Annotated in this window: 18 protein-coding genes and 1 other annotated feature; of the genes, 4 read left to right on the top strand and 14 right to left on the bottom strand. The window is 38.5% G+C overall.

All coding sequences use genetic code 11. The features are described from left to right. The first annotated feature begins 118 nt into the window (after window positions 1–118). A complete protein-coding gene (locus MKZ18_RS04165) occupies window positions 119–694 on the top strand; it encodes a GNAT family N-acetyltransferase (RefSeq protein WP_061785444.1) in 576 nt (191 codons plus the stop codon). A 257-nt stretch (window positions 695–951) separates the two neighbouring features. Here MKZ18_RS04165 and MKZ18_RS04160 read toward each other — a convergent pair whose 3' ends face one another. The 5 genes from MKZ18_RS04160 to MKZ18_RS04140 form a co-directional block, all read right to left on the bottom strand. Beyond that, complete coding sequence (locus MKZ18_RS04160) at window positions 952–1,869, bottom strand: ABC transporter ATP-binding protein (protein ID WP_340842922.1); 918 nt, start codon at window positions 1,867–1,869, stop codon at window positions 952–954. A 1-nt stretch (window position 1,870) separates the two neighbouring features. Next, complete coding sequence (locus MKZ18_RS04155; protein ID WP_025908151.1) at window positions 1,871–2,941, bottom strand: ABC transporter ATP-binding protein; 1,071 nt, start codon at window positions 2,939–2,941, stop codon at window positions 1,871–1,873. A gap of 13 nt (window positions 2,942–2,954) precedes the next feature. Then, window positions 2,955–3,872, bottom strand: a complete 918-nt coding sequence (locus tag MKZ18_RS04150; protein ID WP_025908152.1) for an ABC transporter permease — start codon at window positions 3,870–3,872, stop codon at window positions 2,955–2,957. Window positions 3,873–3,878: 6 nt separating this feature from the next. After that, complete coding sequence (locus MKZ18_RS04145; RefSeq protein WP_025908153.1) at window positions 3,879–4,814, bottom strand: ABC transporter permease; 936 nt, start codon at window positions 4,812–4,814, stop codon at window positions 3,879–3,881. 96 nt (window positions 4,815–4,910) lie between these two features. Further along, window positions 4,911–6,545 carry a peptide ABC transporter substrate-binding protein gene (locus tag MKZ18_RS04140; RefSeq protein WP_340842923.1) on the bottom strand — a complete coding sequence of 545 codons (1,635 nt, stop codon included), beginning with the start codon at window positions 6,543–6,545 and terminating at the stop codon, window positions 4,911–4,913. 536 nt (window positions 6,546–7,081) lie between these two features. Further along, window positions 7,082–7,280: a binding site (T-box leader), on the top strand. Window positions 7,281–7,335: 55 nt separating this feature from the next. On the opposite strand from MKZ18_RS04140, the gene trpS reads away from it, so the two are divergent. Beyond that, window positions 7,336–8,322 carry a tryptophan--tRNA ligase gene (gene trpS / locus MKZ18_RS04135; protein ID WP_025908155.1) on the top strand — a complete coding sequence of 329 codons (987 nt, stop codon included), beginning with the start codon at window positions 7,336–7,338 and terminating at the stop codon, window positions 8,320–8,322. A gap of 43 nt (window positions 8,323–8,365) precedes the next feature. Here trpS and MKZ18_RS04130 read toward each other — a convergent pair whose 3' ends face one another. From MKZ18_RS04130 to MKZ18_RS04115, 4 genes are all read right to left on the bottom strand, one after another. Continuing rightward, window positions 8,366–9,115, bottom strand: a complete 750-nt coding sequence (locus MKZ18_RS04130; RefSeq protein WP_025908156.1) for a YjbA family protein — start codon at window positions 9,113–9,115, stop codon at window positions 8,366–8,368. A 196-nt stretch (window positions 9,116–9,311) separates the two neighbouring features. Further along, complete coding sequence (locus MKZ18_RS04125; RefSeq protein ID WP_163071184.1) at window positions 9,312–10,082, bottom strand: DUF2268 domain-containing protein; 771 nt, start codon at window positions 10,080–10,082, stop codon at window positions 9,312–9,314. Window positions 10,083–10,269: 187 nt separating this feature from the next. After that, window positions 10,270–11,511 (bottom strand): beta-ketoacyl-ACP synthase II, encoded by a 1,242-nt coding sequence (gene fabF, locus MKZ18_RS04120; protein ID WP_061785439.1) that lies wholly within the window; start codon window positions 11,509–11,511, stop codon window positions 10,270–10,272. A gap of 34 nt (window positions 11,512–11,545) precedes the next feature. Further along, window positions 11,546–12,484 carry a beta-ketoacyl-ACP synthase III gene (locus MKZ18_RS04115; RefSeq protein WP_025908159.1) on the bottom strand — a complete coding sequence of 313 codons (939 nt, stop codon included), beginning with the start codon at window positions 12,482–12,484 and terminating at the stop codon, window positions 11,546–11,548. Between the two features lie 277 nt (window positions 12,485–12,761). On the opposite strand from MKZ18_RS04115, the gene MKZ18_RS04110 reads away from it, so the two are divergent. Then, window positions 12,762–12,953 (top strand): hypothetical protein, encoded by a 192-nt coding sequence (locus MKZ18_RS04110; RefSeq protein ID WP_025908160.1) that lies wholly within the window; start codon window positions 12,762–12,764, stop codon window positions 12,951–12,953. 300 nt (window positions 12,954–13,253) lie between these two features. On the opposite strand, the gene MKZ18_RS04105 is transcribed toward MKZ18_RS04110, so the two are convergent. The 3 genes from MKZ18_RS04105 to MKZ18_RS04095 all read right to left on the bottom strand — a co-directional run bounded on the left by MKZ18_RS04105 (window position 13,254) and on the right by MKZ18_RS04095 (window position 15,239). Beyond that, window positions 13,254–13,448 (bottom strand): ComZ family protein, encoded by a 195-nt coding sequence (locus MKZ18_RS04105; protein ID WP_025908161.1) that lies wholly within the window; start codon window positions 13,446–13,448, stop codon window positions 13,254–13,256. Window positions 13,449–13,560: 112 nt separating this feature from the next. After that, window positions 13,561–14,436, bottom strand: a complete 876-nt coding sequence (locus tag MKZ18_RS04100) for an NAD-dependent epimerase/dehydratase family protein (RefSeq protein WP_025908162.1) — start codon at window positions 14,434–14,436, stop codon at window positions 13,561–13,563. A gap of 65 nt (window positions 14,437–14,501) precedes the next feature. Further along, window positions 14,502–15,239: an alpha/beta hydrolase gene (locus tag MKZ18_RS04095; RefSeq protein ID WP_062686724.1), complete on the bottom strand. Its 738-nt coding sequence runs from the start codon at window positions 15,237–15,239 to the stop codon at window positions 14,502–14,504. Between the two features lie 246 nt (window positions 15,240–15,485). Between MKZ18_RS04095 and MKZ18_RS04090 the strand changes: the two genes are divergently transcribed. Beyond that, window positions 15,486–15,674 carry a YjzD family protein gene (locus MKZ18_RS04090; RefSeq protein ID WP_025908164.1) on the top strand — a complete coding sequence of 63 codons (189 nt, stop codon included), beginning with the start codon at window positions 15,486–15,488 and terminating at the stop codon, window positions 15,672–15,674. 31 nt (window positions 15,675–15,705) lie between these two features. On the opposite strand, the gene MKZ18_RS04085 is transcribed toward MKZ18_RS04090, so the two are convergent. Both MKZ18_RS04085 and galT read right to left on the bottom strand, forming a co-directional pair. Further along, window positions 15,706–17,700: a beta-galactosidase gene (locus MKZ18_RS04085; RefSeq protein WP_340842924.1), complete on the bottom strand. Its 1,995-nt coding sequence runs from the start codon at window positions 17,698–17,700 to the stop codon at window positions 15,706–15,708. A gap of 59 nt (window positions 17,701–17,759) precedes the next feature. Then, on the bottom strand, window positions 17,760–19,295 hold the full coding sequence (galT, locus tag MKZ18_RS04080; protein WP_340842925.1) for a UDP-glucose--hexose-1-phosphate uridylyltransferase: 1,536 nt from the start codon (window positions 19,293–19,295) through the stop codon (window positions 17,760–17,762). Window positions 19,296–19,316 lie beyond the last annotated feature (21 nt).

The following is a 19,316-nucleotide window of genomic DNA, read 5'->3' as shown; positions in this document are numbered from 1 at the left end:
ACAATTTAGTCCCCGTGATGAGTGGTTTTTCTATGTTTATTGTCGTTTATTTTAAAGAAAAACGGGTAATTCTAAAAGGAAAACAAAGTGAGTCACTCAGTCCCAAAGGAGGGGTATTATGAATTGGTATGAAAAATTAAGTCAATACTTTCCTATAGAAGAAATGAAATCGAAGAAGCATTTAGAGCTACTATTAAGTGAACAAAGTGAAATTTACAACAAAGATGAAGGTCCTCACCACGTCTTGATGTATGTCGAAACGGATGAGTTTATCTTTGTTGATTACTTATTTGTATCAAAGGATGCACGAGGACAAGGGTTAGGTGGAAAATTAATCAACAAGCTTAAAGATCATCAAAAGCCAATTATTTTAGAAGTTGAACCCGTTGACTATGCTGATTCCGACAGTGAAAAACGTCTTCACTTCTACAAAAGAGAAGGTTTTAAGCACGCGACTTCTATTGGTTACAAACGTCGATCTCTAGCGACAAACGAAGTCAATCAAATGGAAATCCTCTACTGGTCTCCTACTGAAGAAAGCGAAGAGAGTATTTTAAACAGCATGAAAAAAACGTATGAATTAATTCATACTTACAAAGATAAAGAAATTTATGGTGAAAAATACCAACCTGTTGACGAAGTGTTAGTACTAGATAAAAATCGTGAAGATATCGATATTCTATCTGAACTATAATCTTTCTAAAAGGGAACTATCCAACAATTGTTCACTTTTTATATTTATACAAGATATAGAATAAAAAATGGAAAAATATTGATTTTAAGAAGTTTTATATGCATAAAGAAAGCGATATTATAAATTTCTGAAAATTTTTAATAGTATTTAATCCTACTTTCATGTATAATATTTTTAAAGTAAGATGTCAGAGTAAATGACATGATTTTCTAGTCCTATATAATCAGAAAAAACGACCTCTTGTGAGATCGTTTTTGTCAACTCGTGTATTTAGCAAACTCAGTTTGTGAGCAAGATACGTAGTGTCCTGGTGATACTTCACGAAGTTCAGGCTCTTCACCATCGTAATTATGAATACTTGGATCATATACTTGACGCAGACGCGTACGCTCACTATCCGGATCTGGCAACGGGATTGCTGACAGCAATGCTTTTGTATAAGGATGAATGGGGTTACGGTATAGCTCTTCGCTTGTCGCAAGCTCTACAATTTTACCTTGATACATTACGCCGATACGATCGCTAATGTATTTTACCATTGAAAGGTCATGGGCGATAAATAAGTATGTTAATCCACGTTCACGCTGTAGCTTCTTCATTAAGTTAACAACCTGAGCTTGAATTGATACATCAAGTGCTGAGATTGGCTCATCAGCAATAATGAAGTCTGGCTCAACAGCTAGTGCGCGAGCAATTCCAATCCTTTGGCGTTGGCCACCACTGAATTCATGTGGGTAGCGGTTTGCGTGCTCTCGGTTTAATCCTACTGTTTCAAGAAGGGATTGAACCTTTTTCATACGCTCTTCTTTGCTTTTTGCTAAACCGTGAATATCAATTCCTTCTGCAATAATATCAGCTACCGTCATACGTGGATTTAGTGATGCGTATGGATCTTGGAAAATCATTTGCATTTTACGGTTGAATTTCTTCAGTTCAGACTTTGACTTACGACCGTGAACATTTTCACCGTTAAATAACACTTCACCATCCGTTGCGTTATAAAGGCGAATAATAGTACGACCCGTTGTTGATTTACCACAACCAGACTCTCCTACAAGACCTAATGTTTCCCCCTTGTAGATGTCGAATGTCAGACCATCAACAGCCTTAATCGTTCCTTTTGATGTTGGAAAGTGCTGCTTTAAATTTTTAATTTCTAGTAACTTTTCAGCCATCTTATTCACCGTCCTTTCGAGATAAAACTGGTTTTGTATAAGCTCCTTTTACTGGACGCATACGGCTTGTCACAGATGCTGGCGGTTCTACTTTTGGTGCATCTGGATGTAATAACCATGTTTTCGCATAATGCGTATCCGATACTTGAAACATTGGTGGTTCTTGCTCAAAATCAATTTTCATCGCATATGGATTACGCGGAGCAAACGCATCACCTTTTGGTGGATTCGTTAAATCTGGCGGTGTTCCCGGAATTGCAGCCAGCTCTTCTTTTGTATCGCTGTCAAGGCTAGGCATTGAAGCAAGTAGTCCCCATGTATAAGGATGCTGTGGATTATAGAATACTTCATCCACTGTACCGGTCTCGACGATTTGACCGGCATACATAACGGCAACGCGATCCGCAACGTTAGCTACTACTCCTAAGTCATGCGTGATGAAAATAATAGATGTATTTGTTTTCTTTTGAATATCTTTCATCAATTCTAAAATTTGAGCTTGAATTGTTACGTCAAGAGCTGTTGTTGGCTCATCGGCAATTAATAGCTTTGGATCCGATGCCAATGCCATTGCAATTACAACACGCTGTCTCATACCACCACTGAATTCGTGAGGATATTGGTTAACACGCTGATTTGGAAATGGAATACCAACAAGCTTTAATAGCTCAATCGCACGCTCTTTTGCTTGTGTTTTTGACATTTTAGAATGCTTAACAAGTACTTCAGCAATTTGACTACCAACTTTCATCGTTGGATTTAAAGATGTCATTGGATCTTGGAAAATCATCCCGATATCTTTTCCACGGATTGCCTCCATCTGCTTATCTGTTTTCTTTACAAGATCAATACCGTCAAATAAAATTTGACCTTTATTAATTCGACCTGGTGGCATTGGAATAAGGCGCATAATTGTTTGTGATGTTACACTTTTCCCTGAGCCCGATTCACCTACAATTGCGAGCGTTTCACCCTTATCTAAGTGGAAGTTAACACCTCGCACAGCTTTAACTTCTCCACCGTATGTTTGGAATGAAACTTCCAAATCTTTTACATCTAATAAACGTGACATAGGTTTCACTTCCTTACTTACGTAGTTTTGGATCTAATGCATCGCGCAGTCCGTCACCAATTACGTTAAATGCTAAGATTGTTAAGCAAATGAACGTTGCTGGGAAGAATAAACGCCATGGATAGTATTCTAATGCTGGTAATCCATCCGAAGCCATTGTTCCCCAACTTGCAAGTGGTGCGGGAACACCTAGTCCTAAATAACTTAAGAAAGCTTCTGTAAAAATTGCTGATGGAATTGTTAACGTCATTGTTACTAAAATTGGTCCCATCGAGTTTGGAATTAAGTGCTTAAATAGGATTCGTTTTGTATCGGCTCCAAGCGTTTGAGCTGCCATCACGTACTCTTGGTTTTTCAACTGTAGTACTTGTCCGCGAACGATACGCGCCATGTTAATCCATCCAGTGATGGTCATCGCAAGAATCATTGTACCTAAGCCTTGCTCTAACACAACCATTAAAAGAATAACAAGAAGTAAATATGGAACACCGTATAAGATATCTGCAAAACGCATCATTGCTTCATCTGTACGTCCACCGCGGTATCCAGAAATGCTTCCCCAAATAACACCGATGAACAAATCGATTAAAGCAGCAGATAAACCGATAAATAACGAGATTCGTGCACCTTCCCATGTTCTTGTAAACACGTCACGACCAAGGTCATCTGTTCCAAACCAATGTTCCGATGAAGGTGGTTGGTTCGTATTCATTAAGTCATTTGTTTTGTAGTCATAAGGCGTCATCATTGGCCCGAAAATTGCCATGAAAACTAATAGAGCTAGTAATACAACACCAAACATCGCTAATTTATTTTCTCGAAAGCGTAAGCCTACATCTTTCCAAAACGATAAACTAGGCTTTGAAATCTTCTCTGCTTCGTTTGCATCAACTGATGCTGGTTCAAACATATTTTTTGGAATTTGTTGCATCGCTCGTTACGCTCCTTTCTTTCCGCCGCTTAGCTTAATACGTGGATCAATTAATCCGTATAGAATATCAACGATTAAAACAGACGCTAGTAATAAGATACTATAGAAGACTGTTACGCCCATGATAACCGTGTAGTCACGGTTTGTAATGCTTGTTACGAAGTGAAGACCTAAGCCTGGAATACCAAAGATTTTTTCAATAACGAAACTTCCTGTTAAAATACCCGCTGTCAGTGGTCCAATGTAAGAAACAACTGGTAACATTGCATTTCGCATCGCGTGCTTCACCGTAATAACTGGTTTACTTAAACCTTTTGCTTTTGCTGTTCGAATATAATCATTATTTAGAACTTCAAGCATACTGGAACGCGTTAACCTTGCGATAAACGCCATTGGAGTAGATGCTAAAGCGAGGGCTGGTAAAAACGTATGTGCCCATGATTCCCAACGTGCAACCGGAAATAATTCTAGTTTCATAGCAAAGATATATTGTAATGCCGTTGCCATGATAAAGCTTGGTACCGATATTCCAAGTACTGCAATAATCATCGCCGTGTAGTCCTGCCATTTATTATGTTTTAAAGCGGAAATGACTCCTAACAACACTCCAAATGCAAGCGCTAATAAAATAGCTTCCATTCCTAGCATAAATGAAACTGGAAAGCCGTTGCTAATTAAATCATTGACCGTTTGGCCCTTGTATTTAAACGATGGTCCGAAATCAAGGGTTGCAACAGATTTTAGATAGTCGAAGTATTGAACATATAGTGGTTGGTCAAACCCGTAAAATTCATTTAGGTTTGCTTCAATTTCTGGCGGAAGCTTTTTCTCTGCTGAGAATGGTCCCCCAGGTGCTGCTCTCATTAAGAAGAACGTTGCTGAAACAATAAGGAAAAGCGATAAGAACATGTACAACAAACGTTTACTAATATATTTAAGCATCGACAAACACCTCCATAATTTAACATTTTTCGCTCTTTAAACAGAAAAGTATATGGGGGTAAGAGATCACCCCCATATACTTGTTAATGCTAGTTATTACTCAAAGTGAGCCCATTTGAACTGTACATCACCTGTAGATAATACAGTAACATCTTTTAAACTATCGCTTTGAATCCAAGCATCAGTGTAGTAATAGATTGGTGCCGCCGGCATTTCATCCATTAAGATTTGTTCTGCTTGTTTTAAGATATCTAAGCGTTTCTCAACGTCCGTTTCACCGCGAGAAGCATCGATTAGTTTTTTGTACTCAGCATTTTCCCAGAACGTATCGTTGTTTCCGCCGTCTTTATCTTTGAACATTTCTAAGAACGTAATTGGATCGTTGAAGTCACCAATCCAGCCCATACGTGCAACTTCGTAGTTACCTTTTTGTAACTCATCAATGTAAACGTTCCACTCTTGGTTGTTTAATTCAGCTTTAATACCTAAGTTTTTAGTCCACATATCTTGAATTGCTTGTGCAATCTTTTGGTGGCCTTCATCTGTGTTATAAGAAATCTTAATTGCAGGTAATTCAGACATACCTAGTTCTTTTAAACCTTCGTCAAGAAGTTTCTTCGCTTCTTTAACATCAGCATCTTTGAATAGTTCGTTCTTTTCGTCACCATATGCTTGTGGCGGAACCATTGCTAATGCTGGAACTTGCTCAGCTTTTGTAACGTTTTCTACAATCGCTTTACGGTCGATTGCGTAAGTTAATGCTTTACGAATTTTTGCATTGCTTAAAGCTTCTTCTTGAGTGTTAAACTTGTACATGTAAGTACCAGTTTTCACTTCAATGTTTAAGTTACCTTTATCTTTTAACTGAGGAATTGCGTCAGTTGGAAGTTGCCCAATTGGGTTACCTGCCCAATCTAACTCATCTTTTTCAAACATTGAAAGCTCAGTGCTTGGCTCGTTAATCATATACATGTTAATTTTATCAAGTTTTACTGCATCTTTATCCCAGTAAGTATCGTTTGCTTCTAATACGATTTCATCGCTATGCTTCCACTCAGACATTTTAAAAGGTCCGTTTGATACGTAGTTTTCACCAGCGTCTGTGTACCATTTGTCATTTGCTTCAGCAACTTTTTTGTTAACAGGGAAGTACGTGTAGAATGCTGTTAACTCTAAGAAATATGGAGTTACGTGATCTAACGTTACCTCTAAAGTTTTATCGTCAACGACTTTAATACCCACATCATCAATGTTTCCTTGACCTTTGTGTGCTGCTTCTCCACCTTTTACATAGTAAAGCATTTCAGCATACTGTGATTCATTTTTAGCATCTAAAACCCATTTCCAAGCATATTCGAAATCTTGTGCTGTTACAGGGTCACCGTTTGTCCATTTTGCATCTTCACGAATTTTGAACGTGTAAGTTAATTTGTCTTCACTTACGTTAATTTTTTCTGCCATTGCTTCTGTTGGTTTACCGTCTTTGTCTAAACGAGTTAAACCTTCAAATGTTTGACGTAATACGTTACCAGATACGCTATCATTTGCTAAACCTGGATTTAAAGAGAATGGTTCTGTTTTAATATTTACGCGAAGCGCTTGTTCTTTTGAACCGTCGCCGCTACCGCCTTCTTTGCCGCTCCCAGAATCGCTACCGCCGAATCCACACGCAGCCAAGAAAAGACTCATTACCAGCAGCATGCTGAAAAGAATGGATAATCTTTTCTTCATTGAATCTTACCCCCCATTGGAATTGTATGACTGACAAACATAATTTTTAATCATTTTTCAATACAAAATAGTCAGAAAGTTTTTCACCTGGTAGAGCATTAAAGCCCCTGTAGCAAAAAGAATGCCTTAATTCTTAAAACGGTGGTACATGCATGTATATGTATGCCATTCATTAAGAAAAGACGTGCTACCTAGTTGTAATAAAACATTTTCTATTTTATATTTTCTGAAAAATTAAGATATTGTAATATCTTTGTAAAAAATATGTTTGTTACGCCTATTATAAATATTTTAAAAATTTATTGCAATACTATTATTTACTGGTATTTTTTTGCTACCCCCTACAAAAGCCGGTTTTATAAGGATTATGACTTCTTGTCAGACATCTAAAATCTTTTTTGTAGAATAGGTATTGCAATAATGTTACAAAAAATATAGCATAAAATGATTTACTTGCAAATGTTTTTTTTCAAGATTTCGGTTTAATTTTTTTAAAAATCGCGTTATAATGGACTACAAACTGAAAAATTTCATACTGTAAAGCGATGAAAAAGAATAGTACATAGTTCCTTCATTTTTAGAGAGTTTGTGGTCGGTGTAAACAAACAATGAAGCCTATGGAATGGACTTTGGAGCTTTCAAGTGCAAAGCTTGAACGCTAATTGGCGTTATGTAAATGAAGATGATTACTTTGTAATCTAATTAGGGTGGTACCACGGTTTATGCGTCCCTAGCTCCGGCTAGGCTTGCATAAACCTTTTTTATTTTCAAAAAAGAAAGGAAGTACGTTATGCAAACTATATTTTCAGGCATACAGCCAAGCGGTACAATTACACTAGGAAACTATATCGGAGCAATGAAACAATTCGTCGAGCTGCAAGATGATTATAACTGTCATTTTTGTATTGTTGACCAGCATGCTATTACAGTACCGCAAGATCGACTAGCTTTACGAAAAAACATTCGTAGCCTGGCTGCGCTTTACATTGCAGTCGGCATCGACCCAACAAAATCAACGCTCTTTATTCAATCAGAAGTTCCAGCTCACACTGAAGCTGGATGGATGCTTCAATGCGTTGCTTATATCGGTGAGCTTGAGCGCATGACGCAGTTTAAAGATAAATCTGCTGGAAAAGAAGCTGTTTCAGCAGGATTATTAACATATCCACCTTTAATGGCAGCCGATATCTTACTATACAAAACAGATCTAGTACCTGTTGGTGAGGACCAAAAGCAGCACTTAGAATTAACGCGTGACTTAGCTGAACGTTTCAACAAAAAATACAATGATATCTTTACTATTCCTGAAGTGCGTATTCCGAAGGTGGGAGCGCGTGTGATGTCTCTTCAAGAACCAACGAAGAAAATGAGTAAATCAGATCCAAACCAAAAAGCGTTCATTACCATTTTGGATGAGCCAAAAGTTATTGAAAAGAAAATTAAGAGCGCTGTTACGGATTCAGAAGGCATCGTACGTTTTGACAAAGAAAACAAGCCTGGAATTTCAAACTTGATGAGCATTTATTCAATCCTTGGAAATGTATCAATTGAGGAAATCGAAAGAATGTATGACGGAAAAGGATACGGTGACTTTAAAGCCGACACAGCAAAAGTTGTTGTCGAAGCACTTGCACCAATTCAGCAGCGTTACTATGAGCTAATTGATTCAGAAGAGTTAGACCAGATACTAGATGCTGGTGCTGAAAAGGCAAATTTCGTCGCTAATAAAATGCTGCGTAAAATGCGCAATGCTATGGGATTGGGACGCAAACGATAAAACAAACCATAAAAAAGCTGTGCAGGAAAACTGCACAGCTTTTTTAGTTTACTTTTGGCTCTTGCTCAATCTCCCAAAGCTTTTCAAAGAAAGGTTGTCCTTTAATAAGATGCTCACATAATTGACGATGCTTCGATGACCACCCTCGCTTTGTTTCTTCATAGAGCTTAGACCAAACGTCTTCAAATGACATGATTTGAATATCTTCGTATTCCGTTGGATTCCACTCTGTATACCAATAGCGAATTTGAGCTGTGTTTTTCGTTGTATGTAGTTGATCTAATGCCATGAACAACAGCTGCTTTAACTGGCGCTCTTTTCGAGTTAGCCCGCTCATTGTTACAGGTGATGGCGATAAAATATGATATTCTTTGCCAACTAATTCAGATTCTGTAAATTTATAATCGATTACTTCTTGATCAGCAATCATTTCATACACAAGCTGTTCCTGTCTTGGAATAAGCCTGCTTTTACGAATTGGAATTTGATATCCCATTGTATCCACTGCTAGGATATTCGTTCCATCTGTTACAATAAAGCAATACTCTACTTGCGTACGCTCATGATTTTTCCGAATATAAGCTTTTTGATAAACATCTTGTAGTAACTGTTGAGGTAATTCGGAAAGATCATTTTCAATATAACTGAATAATAAAGGACTTACCTTTAACAACGGCGCTTGATCTAGCAACTCCACACAATCATCTTTTCGCCATTCATGAAAATGACAAACATTGTAACCATTTTCTTCGCCTTCAAACCAATTAACCCATACATCATGAAGATATAGCATTTTTTACCCCTCACTTACTAACTGTTTGTTACCCCTCAGTATAGGCAAACAAAGGAAGTTTTATTCCAAAACATACTATTTTCTTTCTAATTTTTTCAAAGCTTTTTGTATCTCTAATTATTTTACTTTTTTCGAGTTTCTACTATTATATATGTGTTTGTCAGACCTTCTGACAAACACATATATTGATTTCATGTTAAAAGGTTGATTTTCTTAAAATTTCTTCTGATGTAAACTGAAAAAATTTTTGTGTGTCATACCCAAACTGCTGAGACACTTTACTAATCATTTGATACCCAATATTGTATCCTAACATTGTTGGGTACCACTTATGGCCATATAATAAATCATCGTATTTTTTATCACGAGGTGTTAATTCTATATATCCCTCTACATACTTGTTCCAAAACCTTTTTACTTCTTCATACGTATAATAAGATGTCCAAGGTGCTAAATACGCCTTTCCACAATGCTCTTTTACGGCTAATTCAGCTAAGCCTTCCATCAGCATGGCATCTAATAAAGTAATGGTTCGATCACTTTTTTTCATCTGCATTAACCGACAAACATGATGATATTCGTGTGTTAAAACAGAGAGAACTTCTTCATCAGTCGTTTGATTAGTTAACAGTACAAAAATTTTATCTATAAACGCCACTCCTGCTCTGCCATGAAATTCTCTTTGCATTTTATGATTATGAGGATTGCTTGGCAGTAGAAATACCGGCACATCTGGTCCTCCCCACTCATGCTTCAACAGCTCAAATTTCCTCTTTACCTTTTTCCAAAGAGTATGTCTCTTTCCTATCTTTTCTAATTCAAGCATAAAGGTTGATGAAGGTGGACACATTCCATATCCGACTAAAACATCTAAGAATTTGTCTTTTGATAAATCTTTAAAATAACGCTCAAGGCGGGTTACAACTTCTTTTTCTTTTGTCCATTTTAACGTAGCGACAACCGGCATTATATCACCTTCAATTTAAATTACTGTCGCTTTCATCTTATGTAGGAGACGTTTTTTTGGTTTCTGTATTTTCAACATAAAAAAAGCTGTTTTACCCATGTAAAACAGCTTTTTTATGTTGACGAGAACCTTACAGGTTTCTCGTCAATCTGAAAAGCGCAGCGGATTAGCCGCTGCGCTTTTTCTATTAAGCTTCATATTTTTTAAAGATAATCGTTGCGTTATGGCCACCAAAGCCTAAAGAGTTACTTAATACTGCCTTCACTTCTTGCTTTCTAGCTTTATTTGGAACATAGTCTAAATCACACTCTTCATCAGGCGTCACATAGTTAATTGTTGGTGGAATAACACCATCAGCAATAGCTTTTACGCTAAAGATTGCTTCGACACCACCAGCTGCTCCTAGTAAATGACCCGTCATTGATTTTGTTGAGCTGATCGCTACTGATTTAGCATAATCTCCAAACACTTCTTTAATCGCCATTGTTTCAAACTTGTCATTATACTCAGTGCTTGTACCATGAGCATTAATGTAACTGATATCTTGTGGCTCAAGACCTGCATCAGCAATAGCTTTGTTCATTGCGCGAACGCCACCTTCTCCTCCTGGAGCTGGCGCTGTAATATGATGCGCGTCGCCTGTAGAACCATAGCCAACAATTTCTGCATATATGCGTGCACCGCGTGCTAGCGCATGTTCAAGCTCTTCTAAGACAACAATTCCTGCACCTTCACCCATGATAAAGCCATCACGGTCTTTATCAAAAGGACGACAAGCTTTTTCTGGGTCGGGATTCGTTGATAGCGCTTTGTTTGCACAGAATCCAGCGATCGACAGCTTTGTAATTGGTGCTTCTGTTCCGCCCGTAATCATCACATCAGCATCTCCGCGCTGAATAACTTTAAATGCATCTCCGATTGAGTTTGTACCAGTTGCACATGCCGTCACAGTACAAGAGTTTACCCCTTTTGCACCTAGAGCAATTGATACTTGACCAGTAGCCATATCCGGAATCATCATTGGAATAAAGAATGGGCTTACGCGACGCTGACCCTTTGAAAGCAATGTTTCAAACTGGTTTTCGAACGTTTCCATTCCTCCAATTCCAGATCCGATCCACACTCCTACGTTTGGTGCAATTTCGTCTGTAATGGTTAAGTCCGCATCTTTAACAGCCATTTTGGAAGCTGCTAACGCATACTGCGTAAAGCGGTCCATTTTGCGTGCATCTTTTTTGTCGATAAATTCCTCAACATTAAAATCTTTTAATTCCGCAGCTACTTTTGCAGGAAATTCTTCTGGATTTAAGCGAGTTAATGGGCCAATACCTGATACACCCGCAACTGCATTTTCCCAAGTTGTGTCCACGTTATTTCCTAACGGCGTTACCGCTCCAAGACCTGTTACAACAACACGTTTATTACTCATGTTAGCTTCATCTCCTTCAAGAAATTATCTACAATTATCTTCCCCATCTAATTGCGATTGCACCCCATGTAAGGCCACCGCCAAAACCTACCATTACGAGTAGATCATCATCTTTAATTTTACCTTGCTCCAATTCATGCACAATTGAAATCGGAATTGACGCAGCAGATGTATTCCCATAGTATTGAATCGTTTTTGACATCTTTTCTTCTGGTAAATCTAATCGCTGTCTTGACGCTTCCATAATGCGAATATTCGCTTGGTGTGGGATTAAGAAATCCACGTCTTCTTTTGATAACCCAGCTTTATCAAGAACATTAATAGCTGACTCACCCATTTGGCGCACCGCAAATTTAAATACTTCTCGGCCGTTCATGATGATATGATCATGTTCATCTTGATACAGATGCTTTCCACCCGTACCATCTGAACCTAGTTCAAATGATAAAATGCCTCGACCTTCTGATACAGGTCCAACAACAACCGCACCAGCACCGTCACCAAATAACACGGCCGTATTACGATCGTTCCAATCTGTAATTTTTGAAAGCTTTTCAACACCAACCACTAAGACATTCTTATAAGCATTCGTTTCAATGAACTGCTTTGCGGTAATAACACCGTACATAAAGCCTGCACAAGCTGCGCTCACGTCATAAGCTGCTGCTTTTTTCGCCCCTAGCTTTTCTTGTAGCATACAAGAAACCGTTGGAAACGGCTGGTCGGGCGTCACGGTTGCGACGATGATCATATCAAGGTCTTCAGCTGATATATTTGCATTTTCTAGTGCATTTACTGCCGCTTTATACGCTAAATCAGATGTATCTTCATTATCTGCAGCGATTCGTCTTTCTTGGATACCCGTTCTTGTACGAATCCACTCATCTGAAGTATCAACCATTTTTTCAAGGTCAAAGTTTGTTAAAATTTTCTCTGGTACATAACGCCCAATTCCAATTACACCAGCGTTCATATTCTTCACTCCTTTTATAGAAGATGTGGGAACTACACACCTTAACGCGACTGCCTTTATGGAACAAAGCAGCCTTTTTTGATCAATCCTCGCTACTAAGATGATCGTTTCTATATCTTTTACAGTTTATATAATCAAATATTATGAGTTGGTACTAATTTTACTTCATTTTTTATTTTTTGTCTATATAGGTGTTTGTCCTAGTCGAATTTAATGGCTTCTACATATAGTGTTTATACGCAATGTTTTTACTCTTACCAAGAAAGGATGAGACAACATGGCGCGCAGACGCTCACCTGACTTTTTCTCACAAGTGATGTTTGGTCGTTCTCCTAAGCAAGAGGAAGAAAAAGTAGACTGGGAATCCTTGCTTACTCAAATTGATGAGATTATCGTTTCAATCGATGAATTGGCTCCCCTACTGCTTGAGCTTTCTCCACTCCTTGATCGCTTCCTCGACAAAAAATAAGTTTGGGACATAACAAAATGATGGCTTCTAAAAGACGAACAATAGCTGTTCTCATCTCTTTGGTTTGTCTCAACACCTTCGTTCCATTGCGCTACGGCCACTCGCTTTCCGCGGGGAGGAACCTGAGCTTCCTCGCTGCGCTGCGGGATCTCAGTTTTCCCTCTCTTTCCCGCAGGAGTCGAGTGTCCTACGCTCCATTCCACCCTGTTTTCACAATCAACCAAAAAACCTGAACGATTAAAAGTTATGAACTCTCAATCGTTCAGGTATGGTAGAGACTGAACTACTTATGTCTCAGTCTCATTTTTCATTCTGCTCTTTTAACGCATCTTCTTTACCAAGTTCATAAGCATCATTCATTACTTTTGTTAAAAGCCCTAAAACTGGCTGAACGTGCTCCATAGAAAGCTCTACGCCTGTTTGATCTAAAATCTCTTTTGCCTCTGGTAAATACTTCATTGCGATTTGCATAAACTGCATTTGTTGTTCCATCATTCTTTCTCCTTCATATAAAGAATCTGTTCTTTCGTCTCACATTTTATATTAGCGATTATTATGCAAAAGTACAACCAGTATAGCTTCTGTTTTTAGTAAGTCATCACTATGACTAGAAGAATGTTCTCATATGCCTTCTTTGAGCGCGAATCCCCTCTTTTAAGGTTGTTTTTGTTTCATAGTTTAAAAGTGTTTTTGCTTTTTTACTATACTCATACGCTTCATGTCGACTATTTTCCTCTACGTAATCTTTGTTCAGTAACTGTGCACCATCTTCCCACTTTTCTATTTTTTGATCAAGTAAGTGAATCACTTCGTTTCCATTTGCTCTTTCTTCTTTACATTTTAAAAAAGCAGGTACAACATCTTCAATATACGCAATATAATCGGTACCTTCTCTTATATCCGCTGGCTTTTGATTGCTTAATAGCTGCGAATAGTACATAGAAAGCGGCTGCCATGGGCCATACAAGTTTGGTATTCGGACAATAATGCACATTAATCCTTTTTCGCGATACTTATCAATAAGCTGCTCAAACTGTAGAAAAAGGCGCCCTTCACTATTGTCAGGTTCAGGCTTCGTTTCTTCTCTTACTTTTAGCTGTTTTTTTCCAAATACGCGTAAAGATGACGTAAAGATTAGCTTGGTATGAGTCTGAATGCATTTTTTTACTACATCACGCAGCGTTTGATATGCATTATTCATCTCTTCTCGTAAAAAATCATCATGATAAAAGTCGCCACCGTCAAAGTATGCAAAGTATACAGCATCTGTTTCAGATGTAATCATCTCTAGAACATCACGATCCGTTCGCTTTTCAAAATTAGCATTTCGTCCTAGCAGCAACCCCATTTCATTTTGCAAACTCGTTTCTGAAGTATGAGCTTTATGAACAGATCCGCTTACTTCTTCTCCATTTTCTAATAGCGCCGTACAAAGGTGGAACCCCAAAAAGCGGTTCGCTCCTATCACTACAAAATTCCCCATTTCTTCTCCCCCAGTCTTATTCAGAAAAAAAGCTCCTATGATATGTATAATCATAGGAGCTCTCCTTATAACACTTTTTCATTTAGTTTATAAAATTGTAAAAGCGAACGTTCAAACAAATATTTTTTTTCCATTAGATAAAGCGACAATGAAATCGGTGATTGTAAGCTTAAGCGATGCTGCTCATACTGCTTACTGTGAATAAGCGGATAGTGGGTGACTTCATTAGCAGTCGTCCAAATTTTCACAGGCAGTGTAGACGTTAATTGTTCACATGTAGGATACTGAGCAATCATTTTCGCAACTTGTTTACGCTCTACATCATAGGCTACCGTCATATCTCTTGTAAATTGCTTGTAAAAAAATTTATTCTGTTTCTCATGACTAGCATGCGTATGCAAATCAATACACGGGTTCAAAAGAGCTACCGATCGAATAAACGTTTCTCCGCCTTCCATTAACTGCATGGCAAGCAATGCTCCCATACCCTCGGCTAAAATATGAATGCGTTTATTTAAGATTTCTTGTTTCATAACCAAGTGATATAACTGTTTGGCTAAGCGGTTGGCTTTCGGGCTGCCCCAATGGCGTCCGTATAAGTTTGAATAAAAAACAGTATAGCCTTCATCTTGTAAATATTGCAGCAGTTGAGATCTGCCACCGTGCTGAATCCAAAGACTTGTAGAGCTTTCAACAAAGTGGTCTTTATCACCAAGTACTAACACACCGAAACCATTCGGCTTTTCTGGTACATGTACGACATTCCATTGAGTATCTAGACTAAAAAAACGTCGATGCATCATGACTGATCCTCCGTATAAAAAGCTACTTTCCTTTCATACAGCTTATGACAAAGCGTCACAATGTGACCGATTCGAATGCCTATTTATTCATGAGTTTATCAATACGCTATACATTTTTTTAAACAAAAAAGGACTCTGTGTATAAACGCACTGAATAGAAAATACTATTCATAAAAAATTCAATTTCTTCTTTGTAAACGCTATGATAAAATAAAATCAAACTGTACTGTGAATGGGGTGAAAGTTGTGCGCATTATTGCTGCTTTATTTTGGGGATTTTTATTAATTAACATGTCGGTTTATGTTATTTCTTCTATGTCTGGTCAAGCGTTTGATTTTGCAACCGCTTCGATTATCAGCGTGGTATTTACGCTGTTAGTTGTTGTACTTGGTGAAGCCGGTGTTCCAAACGAACCTATTGACACTCATCATTAAAAGAACCGCTAGCTTTTGCTAGCGGTTCTTTTTATTCGTTAATTAACACCACTGCTTGAAGCGGCTTCAGCATTAATTCACCTTTTACAAGCTCATTTGTTGCGGCAGTCTTCCATGTTCCATCTGGAAGTTCAACTGGTGTTGTCTCTGTTGTTGAATGATTTAAAAAGCTATAGAATTGACCTCTTTTTACAACTTCAACTTCACCATTTGTTTTAAATGTGTCTACTTGCGCTTCAGCTAAGATATCATCATATAATCCATCTAACATAGCATCTTCAAGCGCTGTACCGATATAATAAACAGTGCCTTTCCCAAAACTATTCTTAGTTATAGCAGCAGTGCCTTCATAGAAACAACCTTTGTACTCTGCCAGCACTTCAGCTGTTGTTGGCTCAATTAAGTCACACCAAATCGTTGCTGTTGACTCTTGCCCTTTTATCGTACCTTTTGTGCCTACAACCATATTTTGTTGTGATGTTTGTAGGGATTCATATTCATGAATTTGAATACCCGTAAACTCTGATAATGCACCTGGAAGCGTTTGTCCCGTGACAAAATTGTTTTCTTCTTTTACACCTGCACGGTAAGATAAAATAGCTGTTCCACCATTTGAAACAAACTGCTTTAACTTCTCCGTAAACTCACTATTTGTTAGGAAGTAAATTGGCACGATAACCGCTTTGTAGCGCGCTAAGTCATCTGCAGCCGTAACCAAGTCTGTTAATACGTTTGCACTATGCACAGGGCGATAGAAGCGAAGAAATTCTTGCTTGTAAGCAAATGCATCACTTTGAGGTTGAATTCCCCACGCCCATGCATTCTCAATATCATAGTAAGCTGCTACTTCCGCTTCATATGACGCATTAATCCACTCATCACCAAACGTTTTTAGTTCTTGAATAACTTCTTTTACTTCCTCATACTTGCTCTTTGGTAACCCATCATGATCTAAAATCCCATGACAAAATTCTTCTGTCCCGAACTGAGCTGCACGCCAGCGGAAGTAAACGATTGCTTCTGCTCCTCGAGAAATCGCTTGATACGTCCACAGCTTAATATGACCTGGACGCGGTAAGTAGCCAATACGACTCCACCCTTGCGCTCCCGATAATTCTTCCATTACCCAAAAGTTTTTTCCGCCTTTTGCAGAGCGACATAAGTCGTGCTGCTGAGCGATTGCTGCTGGCTTAATTGGTTCAGCTAAACCGCCCCAGACAGGGTAATTATCAAACGAAACAAAATCTAAATCCTTTGACATATCCCATTGATTGATGGCTTGATCTGTAAATACAAAATTATGCGTAATGAATTGATCTTTACGAACAATGGAGCGTAAGATATCAACTTGAAGCTTATTATAAGCCGTATAAGCATCTGCACAGAAGCGGTCAAAGTCTAAAAGAAGGCTCGGGTTATGCTCTTGATAAACTTTACGCGGCGTTGGAATTTGTGACCAGTCCGTATACGTTTGACTCCAAAATACCGTTCCCCACTGCTGATTCAACTCATCAAGCGTCTGGTATTTTTCTTTTAACCAGCATTGAAAAGCAGCGCGATCAAGGGCTCCATAGCTACGATCTGACTTTTCATGGCCATATTCATTGTCTACCTGCCAACCGATGATGTCAGGGTGTTGACCATACTTTTCTGCCATTTTTGTTACGATTTTTTTCGTAAACTGATGGTATTTTCCACTATTAACCGTGTAATGTCTACGCGCTCCAAAGGAAATAGTTACTCCGTTTTCATCAACCGGTAAAATTTCTGGATAGCTATGAATCATCCAAGCTGGTGGCGTAGCAGTTGGTGTACCAAGCACTACTTTGATTCCGTTACTTGTTAATAGTTCGATAGCTTCATCATATAGTGAAAAGTCATATACTCCTTCTTCGGGCTCCATTAACTGCCAACCAAATTCAGCAATACGCACAACATTAATACCTAGTTCTTTCATTAAGCGTACGTCTTCTGCCCATCTTGTTTTAGGCCATTGTTCTGGATAATAGTCAACACCAATATACATATCTTTCAGTCTCCCTTTAGCTGTTTATTTATCAAATGAATGTAAGAATATTTTCTAGGTTATTCGCTACGTGCCGTTTGTTTTTTTAACTGCTTTGTAAATTGATGAAAAGCTTCTTTCCCCTGCTCGTCTCGCTTGAATACACCAGCATGCTCTAAAATCGTCATAAATGTGGTACCAAGCTCCTTACGAATAATTTGCTGGACATTTTCTTTAGTAAAGCCTTCATAGCTTTCTCGGAGCCGTTTCATCCATGCTTCATGCTTTTGAATATGTGCATGCTCATCTCGAATTGTACAATCTCCGTTAACCAAGTATTCACTGACTAGACGCATTTCTTCTTGTAAGCGACCCGGTAATACCGCAAGTCCCATCACTTCAATCAACCCAATGTTTTCTTTTTTAATGTGGTGGACTTCTTGATGAGGATGGTAAATACCATCGGGATGCTCGATACTCGTTCGATTATTTCGAAGAACAAGGTCTAACTCAAATAATTCTCCTCTTCTTCTCGCAATTGGGGTTACCGTATTATGCGGCGTTTCCCCCGTGAAAGCATGAACCCCAACGCTTTCATCACTGTACTGCTGCCATGTTTTATATACATGATTAGCGCATTCCACTAGCTCCTTTTTATCAGTGCTCTGCAAGCGGATAACGGACATCGGCCACTTGACAATTCCCGCTTTAACTGTCGGATAGTCTTCCATTGTAAAAGTTGCTTCTACGTGTGCTTTAGCCATTGGAAACTCATGATTTCCACCTTGAAAATGATCGTGAGTTAAAATGGATCCTCCTACGATGGGCAAATCTGCATTTGACCCCAAAAAGTAATGCGGAAATTGGTCCGTAAATGATAGTAGACGTTCAAACGTAGCCGATGAAATTTTCATTGGCGTATGTTCACCGGAAAAGACAATCGCATGCTCTTGATAATAAACATAAGGTGAAAACTGCAGGTACCACTGCTCTTCTGCAAGTTCAACAGGGATGATGCGATGGTTTTGTCTAGCTGGATGATTAACACGTCCCGCATAGCCCGTATTCTCTTTGCAAAGCAGACAGTTAGGATATGAGCTCTCCTTCAACGTCTTGCTCGCAGCAATTGCTTTTGGGTCTTTTTCTGGCTTTGATAGGTTAATCGTAATCTCTAACTGACCATACGGTGTATCAGTCAGCCACCCCTCATTTTTAGCAATTCGATTTGTTCGAATATAGTGAACATCTTTTGAGTATTGATAAAAACCTTGCGTAGCTTGCTGCGCGCCTTCTTGTTGAAATGTTTGATAAAAACGGCGATTAACCTCAGATGGAAGCGGCACAAAACTACTCATGATTTTTGTATCTAGTAAATCTCGGTACGTAATGGTATCTTCTATTAGATTGTGTTCAGCCGCCCAATCAAGCATTTTCTCTAAAATACCAACTGGATTTTCATAGGTTTCTTGGCTAACAGCCGCTGGGATATATTCATCGAGCTGCAGTATTTCTAACAGCTTATTCCGAACAACATCAACGTCCCATGCTGTTATAAGCTCTTTTTGCAATCCGTATTGAATAAGTCTTTGAATTTGTTCATGAATGTTGACTGACATACAATCTTCCTCTCTTCTCGT

This window comes from Priestia sp. FSL W8-0001, from assembly GCF_038050335.1.
Classification (GTDB): Bacteria; Bacillota; Bacilli; order Bacillales; family Bacillaceae_H; genus Priestia; species Priestia flexa.
Note: the sequence above shows the minus strand (reverse complement) of the source record. Positions and strands in the feature narration are given on the sequence as shown.